Raw genomic sequence first — 9,472 nt, forward strand, 5'->3', positions numbered from 1 at the left:
TCTATCATTATTATAACATATTTTGGTTTTAAATCTAAACTTAAATCATTTATTCTTCTGGCAATCTTTCGATTATCATTTCGTCTTTAAACTTTTTCAAAATAGTTTTATTAATTTTCACTCTTTTGACAAAATCATCTTGAGTGAATAATTTTTCTTTACGGTTCATCACAATGTTATCCGCCGCTACTTGCCCTAAACCATCAATAGCCACAAAAGGCATTCTTAAAGCTTTATCATTTTCAATCACAAATTCGTTTGCTTCTGATTTATTCAAATCAATCGGTAAAAATTGATAACCTAATTGGACCATTTCATAAGCATTTTTTAAAGTGTTAATGCGACTTTGTTCTTTCGCGGTTAATTCGTTTTTAACGGTTTTTTTCATAGTGATTTGTCCATCATCAGGATTTTTATCCGCTTTTCTCAATTCTTTCTCAATTTCGGGCGCTGTTTTTAACATGACATTATAATCGAATTGATCGGCTCTTTTGGAGAAATAACCACTATAAAACAATAAAGGATGATTGACTTTAAACCAAGCGATTCTCATCGCCATTAAAACATAAGCCGCAGCATGTGCTTTCGGAAAAAGGTATTTTATTTTGGTTAAAGATTTTAAATACCATTGCGGTATTTTAGCTTCTACAGGAGAAATTAATTTTTCCCATTCTTGGGGATGAGTATGAGGTTTGCCTTTACGGACAAACTCCATGATATCAAAAGCTTGTAAAGCATCAACGCCTTTTTCGATTAAAGTATTCATAATTTCATCACGACAAGCGATCACTTCGTCAAAAGAAATTTTTTTCTTGATATCTTCTTGGAAATCACCTTTACCCGCTAAAATATCTTTCGCATTTTGAGTCCAAACATTCGTTCCGTGCGATAGACCTGATACTTTCACTAAAGTAGAGAAATTAAAAGTTTTTTTCTCTTTGTCATAAATATCTTTTAACATCGCGATAACGAAATTAGTACCAAATTCGGGCACAGCGATAGAGGTTTTATTCTTTTCTTTATTAGCGAATAATTCGTATACTTTAATATCATCTAACGGAATATCTTGATAACGATCAAACGGGAATAAAGAAGGATTTTTTTTCACATAATCCATGAAAAATTTAATTAACATTGGATCATCATGGCCTAAAATATCCATTTTAAATAAATTATTTTCAAAAGAATGGTAATCAAAATGAGTCGTTTTCCATTTGGATTCCGTATCATCAGCAGGATACTGAACTGGCGTAATTTCATAGATTTTATGCCCTTTGGGAACTACTACGATTCCTCCTGGGTGTTGACCTGTTGAACGTTTCACGCCTTCAATCATCGTGGACCTGCGGCTAATTTCCGAAACACGTATTTCCTCATCCAAACCTTTATCTTTGACAAAACCTTTTACATAACCATAAGCGTTTCTTTTAGCTACCGTTTGGATGGTGCCGGCTCTAAAAACGTGTTCTTCCCCTAATAACTCTTTAATATAATCATGGGCTTTACTTTGATAATCTCCTGCGAAATTTAAATCGATATCTGGGGTTTTATTACCTTCAAAACCTAAAAAGGTTTCAAAAGGAATATCTTGTCCGTTTTTACGAAAATTGACTTTACATTGGAAACATTTTTTATCCGGTAAATCATATCCAGAATAAGTATGTTCTAAAATATCATAATCATTAGGATCATCTTTTTTAACGTATTTTTGATATAAAGGCTTTTGTTTCTCTTCTTCGGTCATTTTCATCACGGTGTATTGACATTTGGGACAACGATAATGCGGTCTTAAAGGATTTACTTCCGTAATTTCTAACACATTAGCAATAATAGAAGAACCGATTGAACCACGAGAACCTACTGAATAACCATCTTCCATGGATTTTTTAACTAATAAATAAGATAAATAATAAATAGGAGTAATGTTTTGGTTAGCGTCTTTTTGGTTATCATCTCCTAAAATACTTTTCAACTCTTTATCAATTCTTTCTTGAATTAAAGGGTGCACTATTTTGCCATATAAAGCTTCAATACGAGTCGTAATTAAAACCTTCATTTCTTGCTTAATACTAGGAATCTTTAAATTTTGGGCGAAAGTATCATCTTGCAGAGAAAACAACTGTTGGGGGAAAATTTGAATTTTATCAATTTGTTGGTTCAATAAATGCGGATTATTAATGACTAAATCTTTTCTCAATAATTCATCTTCAATAAAACTAAAAGCATCCAACATTTCTTGAGTGGTTAATAAATGGTTATCAGGTAAATTTTCAGAGCTAAATTTAGATAATTTATGTAAACCGCCACCAATTAATTTAGCGTTAATATACATTTCACGATAAATTTTTTCATACTGATGCAGGTAATGAACATCTCCTGTCGCAATAATTATTTTACCTTGTTTTCTCGCTTCGTTAATGATTTTTAACAAAGTATTTTGCACGATAGACAGAGCGTTAATCTCTGGATCATCGCCGCCTAAGTCATAAATCACATGTTTATAGGCGTTTAGCGGTTGAACTTCGATATAATCATAAAAAGCGATCACTTCTGCTAAATCTTGTTCACTCTTGTTTAAAGCTGCCTCAAAGACATTACTATCAAAACAACCGCTACCAACTAATAAACCTTCACGATGTTGGTTTAATTTAGATTTCAATAAACGGGGTTTTTTATAAAAATCTTGCGTTAAAGCGTCACTAATTAAATAAAATAAATCTTGGTAACCGGTTTGGTTTTTCGCTAAAACATTCACATGATAAGATCTTTCAAACAAAGCATCAGCTGTCCCTTTTAAATCATAAAAAGTCAGTACCTCTCGTTCTTCTAATTTCTTCACCATTTCAATATAAACCAAAGCGGTAGTTTCGGAATCATATAAAGCCCTATGACTATGACCTTCTAAAGTTGGTTTAGCTTTAAAAACTTTCGCCAATCTTTTTAAAGAAAAAAACTTTAAAAATTGGCTGAAATATTTTTGCGATAAAGGCATAGTATCTATCACAGGTTGAGGTTCATAAAAAAGACCTAATCTTTTCACGTTTTCCAATAAGAAATCCATATCAAAAGAGGCGTTATGAGCGATTAAAGTATAACCTTTAACAAAATCTAAAAACTGCGGCAAAATTGCATCAATAGTGGGTTTGCCCTCTAAATCTTGGTTCGTAATTTGAGTAATTTCTTGAATTCTTGGGTTTAATTTGGTTTGTGGATCTACTAATTCATCAAACATTTCTTCTGTGATTTTGCCATTTTCAATCCTCACAGCCGATATTTCAATAATTTTATCTCTTATTTTAGAAAAACCAGTTGTTTCTAAATCAAAAACAACGTATTTATGGTTTTTTAAGGTAAAATCAGGGAATTGGGGATATTGCTCTTGGTTAGTGATATAAAGGGGTTTTTCCGCGATAAAATCGAATTCAGCCCCTAAAATAGGTTTTATTTTTTTACCACGCAGATGTTTTTCTATTTCTGGAAAAGCATAAACTCCATTATGATCGGTAAAAGCAAGCGCTTCATGACCCCATTTTTCAGCTATATCAAGATAATCTTTCACACTCGTTACCGCGTCTAAATTAGACATTTTCGTATGGAGGTGAAATTCAATTCTTTTTTTATCTGGATAATCATCTTGTCTTTGGTACATCAAAGGCACATTATCTAGAATTTGATATTTAGGAGTCCCATTTTTAGGAGTAAAATTAAAATAGTATTCTTGGTTTTTAGCGTTAAAATCAACAAAAGTTTCTATTTCTACTAAAACACCTTCTTGAAAATCTTTTTGAATTTGAGAGTAAAAAGTGTTAGTTTGACCTTTATAACTTTGGTTAAAAAAACTTTTATATTCGATAGAATCTTGTTTGGTTTCGGGGTCTAATAAAAAAAACTTAATTAAAACGCTTTGGTTATTTTTAATAGGTGATTCGGTCACTTGTTGCACATAACCTTTAACCCTAAATGCGGGATTATTTTGTTTAAAGGTTTTTAAAGCGCTGTTTTTAACCGGAATATCTTTAAAAGAAATTAAAGGTAACCCGTTATGATCCCATTGTTGCTGTCTTTTTTCAGCCATTACATCACCTTTATTACGGAATTGGTAAAAACATTGGTGTTCTTCTTCAAATAATTTTTGCAAACTTGGCAGAAGATCCAGTTGAGTAAGAGTATTTTTTAAATAAGGAGGGAAATCAAACTCACAAGTTTTATTCTCTACATCAATCAAAGGCGTTTGATCCAAAATCTTATATATTTCGTTTTCCTGCTTTTGAGCGATAATATTAATTAAATTAATTTTAAATTTTTCTTCAGAAGTTAATTCGTCCTTATCTAGATTATTAAAACCACCTATAGTAGGATCTTTTAACTCTGATAGAACTAAAAGATCTGGATATTCAGTTATAAATTCTAAATCTATGCCATAACGGTGGATAAAAAAAGTGTTTAATTCCTTTAAAATATCAGTTCGATGGAAATATTTTAAAAGAATCGGATTTAAGCGAAAGACGGCTTTTTTCTCTTCCCAAGAGATAGTCGGCGTAGAATTGAAAAGATCTAAAAAAGAATCGTTGGCTTCTGTTTTTTTCTTTTGCAAAATATATTGGAATTGTTTTTCCCAGACTTTTTCATCTTTTAAATAGTTAAAATGGTGGAATTCATAACGGACATGGCAAGACATGTTTTTCACGCTTTTTTCAGTATGAACTTTAATAAATTCTTGTAAATGTTTACGGAATTCATCTAAAAGCGCAGCTTCAGAAGGGAATTCTTCCGCGGTCACAAAAAAGGTCCAACTAATGTGGGACGGATCTACCAATACTTCTTGTAATTGAAATTGTTGTAATTCTGGTTTTTTTAAGGTTTGGAGAAATTCTTCGAACTTATGAGACATTTTTTTACTCTTTTTAGTTTTAAATTTTAAAATCAGTGGGAGATATAAAAAGAAAAACACATGAATTTCATGTGAGAATAAGGAATAAATATTATTTTTTTGGTACTGATGATCGGACTTGAACCGATATGAGTTTAACCTCGTTTGATTTTGAGTCAAATGCGTCTGCCAATTTCGCCACACCAGCATATATTCTAATTATAACATAATTAAAAATATTCTTAATCTTTTTTGCAAAAGGTTCATTTTCTTAAAAGAGGCAATTTGCTTATTAATTGATAATATATATTAAATTAGAAACTTTTTAGGGTTCTTAATAATTTTAAAATAAAAAGATTGATTTGTCAATGTTTTTTTAAAAAAAGAGAGTCTCTAAAAGAGGCTCTCTTTTTCAAGATAATTCACACAGCGAGTTTTAATTATTCTTCTTCTTTTTATAAAAAATATTTTATTCGTGATATCTATACATCCTACAAACGGCATTATTACGTTCGCGTTTTCTTATTCTTTGTCCTTTTTGGTTGTATTCGTATGTATTTTCTAATAAATTAAAATTTTTCTTTGGTTTGGTGCAAATGCCTTTTTTATTATAAGTCGCCATGCCTTGGTAAAATTTTTTAATTTTTTGCCCTTTTTCGTTATATTGGTAACTGTAAGTGATAGTATAAGCTTGATCTGTTTGCCAGAAATAAAAGTCTGTTTTTTTAGCTAATTGACCTTTTTGGTTATATTCAAACTCTTTTTTAACCACTTTATTGTGATCTAAAAGACGCACTAATTGATTTTTATCGTTATAATGATAAGTAAAAAAATCTAATTCCTTAGCATCACCATATTTATCACCATATCTTTTAATCAATTGACCTTGATCGTTATATTCATAAAAATAATTGTTTAAACCGGCTTTATATTTTTTTCTCATTAAAAGACCTTGATCGTTATATTTATAAAACGCTAACATAACGTTATATTTATCTGTCTTCATAACAGGTTTATTTAACATAATATTGGGTTGATAAACATCATTTTCTACTTCTTGTTCTAAGTTGGCTTGGTAAACTGTTTGACAAAGAGGTTGAAGAAGATTAGATTTTTTAGAAGGTTTTTTCTTACGAGAAAAACCTTGTCCTTTCTGTTGAACAGTTAAGGAAGAGGGAGAAACTGGAGGAGAAAAGATATTAATATTTGTTCTAATAAGGCAATATAATCCTAAACAGACACACGAAAGAAAAACACTTTTACGAAATAAGAAAGAAAAAATTTTTTTAGGAATCGACATTTTCATTCATGATTTACTTTTTCTAATGGAATTTTTTTGGCCTAAGCCATCTTTTATTGTAATGAAAAAAACTTTTTTTAATGAATGAAATGAATGATAAAAAACAAAAAAGAAAAAATTTTTCAAAAAGGGAGGTTTTTCTTTGAATTTCCATTTAATTCTAAAGACGTTTTTTATAAGAATCTTTCTTTATAAAAGATACCTTTTTTAGGTCTTTTTTTATAAATAAAGCAGATTTTATACTTTTTATAAGATTTTCACTATTGAGAAATGCTTTTATCTGTTATAATAAAAATAGATTTGTAAATATTTTATTCATTACAAAATCAAGATTATATAATAATAGAAAGGTAAAGATAAACAAGGAGATTTCTCAGTCTACCTTTAAATATAAATTATTATTCATATTTTTTTGTTTTGTTTGTTAACTTTTATCAAAAAAATATTTTTTTGATAAACTAATTCTTTTCTTTTTCAATTATATTTTTTTCCACCTTATTTTTAAAAACCAACTGATAATAATAGAAAGGTAATAAAAATATATGAAGGGCGATGATTCCCAATCTTCCTTGAAATATAAATTATTATTATTAATGTTTTTGGTTATTCTTTTCTTTTTAGTAATTTTATTTTGTTATCAACAATATAATAAAAGTACTGTTAACGATGCTGCCAAAACAAAACCATTAATAAAACCATTAATAAAACCATTAATAAAAAACAAAGTAGATACTTTAAAAATAACTTTCCCTCAAAAAGATAATGTCTTTATCGAAATAGAACCAACCACTTATAGAGTTATTAGAATGCAATTATCTGAAGGAAACATTTTTCAATTCGATCAAAATAACAAGTTAATCCTTCCTTATGAGGATACAACGCCTTTATTAGATCCTAATAAAACTACTCAAAGTTTTAGTTCAGAAAGTGTTCTTGCTAGTGAGTCTTTTTTTGAAAAAAACGGTATTATTAGTTTTATAATTGACGTTAAAACTAAAACTCTCCAAGAATTAACTATTTACGAAAAGAAAAAGAAAAACGTCATTAATTACGATATTAAAGGCGGTCAAGCTTTAACTAAAACCATCTTTTTTGATAAAAATAATTTTATTGAATACGATTTAAAGAAAAATAAAATACAAAAGATTTCTTTCCAACAAGAAGGGAAAGAACCTTTTGTAGTTCATGTCAATGAAAAAAACGAAGTCATTCATCAAAATGATCCTGCTTATGTGACAGAAATAACAGAAGACAACTTCAAGAGTAAAACCATATCATCTACATTTTTTCCCACTAAAGCAACAGATCCTTTCTTAAACGAAAAGATTGAATGCGAAATAAATCCGATCAACAATAAATTACAAAAATTCATTAACCCTGTGGAAACTATTACCTTAGACGAAGGAACGGGTTCAGAATTAAAAAGAGATTTTTTTTGTAATAAAAATTATGGTCAAATTACTATTGAAAGAAATATAAAAAATAACGCTATTTCGTCTATTAGTACTATTATGTCTGATCCATTAGATTTAGAAGGAAATGAGAAACTCTTTAGTTGGATATTAGATCAACAAAATAAATTAATATTCAAGGATCAAAAAACAGAAAAAAAATTAAAATCTCAAGACAGTGAAGAAACCAAATGGATTTTTGAATTACCTTGTGAAAAAAACTTTATGATAGATCCTAAAACAAGAAGTATTCTTTCTTCGCAAAATTTAATGGAGCAAAGAAAAATAAAGCTGGATTATAGTTATCACTCTTCTTTGAAAAATGTGTTTTTATTCACTATTTTTTAAAACAATAAATAAAAAAACATCCTTTATAAGGGTGTTTTTTTGTCAAAAATAAATTATTTAATTAATAAATTATTTTTTAAATTTTTTGTTTTTGTTAAGGTAGTAAACTATTCCAACTGCTGCAACTGCAAAAGCTATACCAACTGAAACCCAAAGTACAACGCTTTTGTACCAAGATTTGTCAGATGTTGCTGCTTTAACTGTATATTTTACAGTAGCTGTGCCTGTGTAAACTTGGCTGTTGTCTATAGCTGAAACTATAACTTGTTTGTTATCTGTGTCAACTTTTACTATTACTTGATCAATTTGAAGATTTGAATATTTCTTTTGAACTGCTGCTTTAGCTGTTTCATCTGTTAATTCAGCAGCTTGCTCGCCTAAATCGCCTGTAACTACTGTGTTGACATCTACTGGAGTGTTTTCTTGAACTTGTCCTGTTTTGTGTTCTGGTTGTTTTCCTGTTGTTTTTGTAGTTATTTCTTCTTGCGTTTTTTCTTGGTCGTCTACTACTTTTGTAGCAGCTTCTATAACTGTGTCTCTTGTTGCCGTCTTTGAAACAGAAGCATTTACAGCTGCGTTTCTGTAATTTTGTGTTAATATTTTTTTTTTGCTTTCAACTGCTTTTTCGATAGCTGCTCTAACAGCTTGATTTACCCAATCATCTTTTTCTTCTTGCTTTTTTTTCAAAATAGAAGCTAATTTTGCTAAAACAACGCTTTCAACTTTTGCTTCTGTGTTTTCTGCTTCATTTATGTTTTCAGCTTGTTTGTTAGCTGCTGCTTTGAAATCTGCCTCTTCTTCTGATGTTAATTCGTGTTTGTCTTGTAATGATTTAATTTTAACTTTTGTCAAAACTGTGTCTACTTTTTCATCTCTAGCAGTTTTTGCATCTTTTAATTGTGTTTCCGCAACTTTTTTAGCTGCTTCATTTACTTTTTCTTTTGTTCTTTCTTTTTCGTCTTCATGATTTGCTTGTTGTGTAGCTGCATCTCTATATGCATTATAAACTGATTCGTCGCCTAATTGAACCACTAATAAATTAGCAATTGGGTCTTGTTTTTCATCTAAAATAACTTTTTGTGCTGTTTGAATAGCTGTTTTTATTTTATCGTCTTTGAATTCAGAAACAACTTTTTTAGCTGCTGCAGTCACTTCGTCTTGTGTGTTTTGTGCGTCATCTGATTTGTCAACTTGATTTTTTGCTTCTGTTGTTAATTTATCATCTGTCACTTCTTTATCTGATACGTCTTGTTTTGATCTTTCTGTTTTTGCTGCTTCAACAGCTTTGTTAACTCTTGTTGTTTTTTCTGTTTCTGAAAGATCACCAAATATATTTGTTACTCCCATACTTAAAACTAAAATTAAACTTAATAATAAAATACTTGTATATTTTATTAATGAATTTTGTTTAAAACTTTTATTTACCATAGAATATTTTTTCTCCTTTTTTAAATAATCTACACCAACTATTATATACAAAAAATTAAAAAAAACAAGTTTTTA

At 29.3% G+C, this 9,472-nt stretch carries 4 protein-coding genes and 1 tRNA gene; 1 reads left to right on the top strand and 4 read right to left on the bottom strand.

Features of this window, described 5'->3' with window-relative positions; translation table 11 throughout:
- Window positions 1-49 precede the first annotated feature (49 nt).
- The 3 genes from ON17_RS01050 to ON17_RS01060 form a co-directional block, all read right to left on the bottom strand.
- Window positions 50-4,891 carry a PolC-type DNA polymerase III gene (locus ON17_RS01050; protein WP_017191636.1) on the bottom strand — a complete coding sequence of 1,614 codons (4,842 nt, stop codon included), beginning with the start codon at window positions 4,889-4,891 and terminating at the stop codon, window positions 50-52.
- A gap of 100 nt (window positions 4,892-4,991) precedes the next feature.
- Window positions 4,992-5,078 (bottom strand) — tRNA-Leu (locus ON17_RS01055).
- A gap of 261 nt (window positions 5,079-5,339) precedes the next feature.
- Window positions 5,340-6,176 (bottom strand): hypothetical protein, encoded by an 837-nt coding sequence (locus ON17_RS01060; RefSeq protein WP_017191637.1) that lies wholly within the window; start codon window positions 6,174-6,176, stop codon window positions 5,340-5,342.
- 536 nt (window positions 6,177-6,712) lie between these two features.
- Here ON17_RS01060 and ON17_RS01065 point away from each other — a divergent pair.
- Entirely contained in the window at window positions 6,713-7,969 is a 1,257-nt protein-coding gene (locus ON17_RS01065; protein WP_017191638.1) for a hypothetical protein, read from the top strand.
- Between the two features lie 69 nt (window positions 7,970-8,038).
- Here the strand turns inward: ON17_RS01065 and ON17_RS01070 are convergent, their stop codons facing one another.
- Entirely contained in the window at window positions 8,039-9,397 is a 1,359-nt protein-coding gene (locus ON17_RS01070) for a hypothetical protein (protein ID WP_017191639.1), read from the bottom strand.
- Between the last annotated feature and the right edge of the window lie 75 nt (window positions 9,398-9,472).

This window comes from Poinsettia branch-inducing phytoplasma str. JR1 (genome assembly GCF_000309465.1).
GTDB lineage: Bacteria > Bacillota_I > Bacilli_A > Acholeplasmatales > Acholeplasmataceae > Phytoplasma > Phytoplasma pruni.

Coding starts and splice junctions, on each gene's coding strand:
- ON17_RS01070 (WP_017191639.1), bottom strand. CDS start 9,397: ATGGTAAATAAAAGTTTTAAACAAAATTCATTAATAAAATATACAAGT.
- ON17_RS01060 (WP_017191637.1), bottom strand. CDS start 6,176: ATGAAAATGTCGATTCCTAAAAAAATTTTTTCTTTCTTATTTCGTAAA.
- ON17_RS01050 (WP_017191636.1), bottom strand. CDS start 4,891: ATGTCTCATAAGTTCGAAGAATTTCTCCAAACCTTAAAAAAACCAGAA.
- ON17_RS01065 (WP_017191638.1), top strand. CDS start 6,713: ATGAAGGGCGATGATTCCCAATCTTCCTTGAAATATAAATTATTATTA.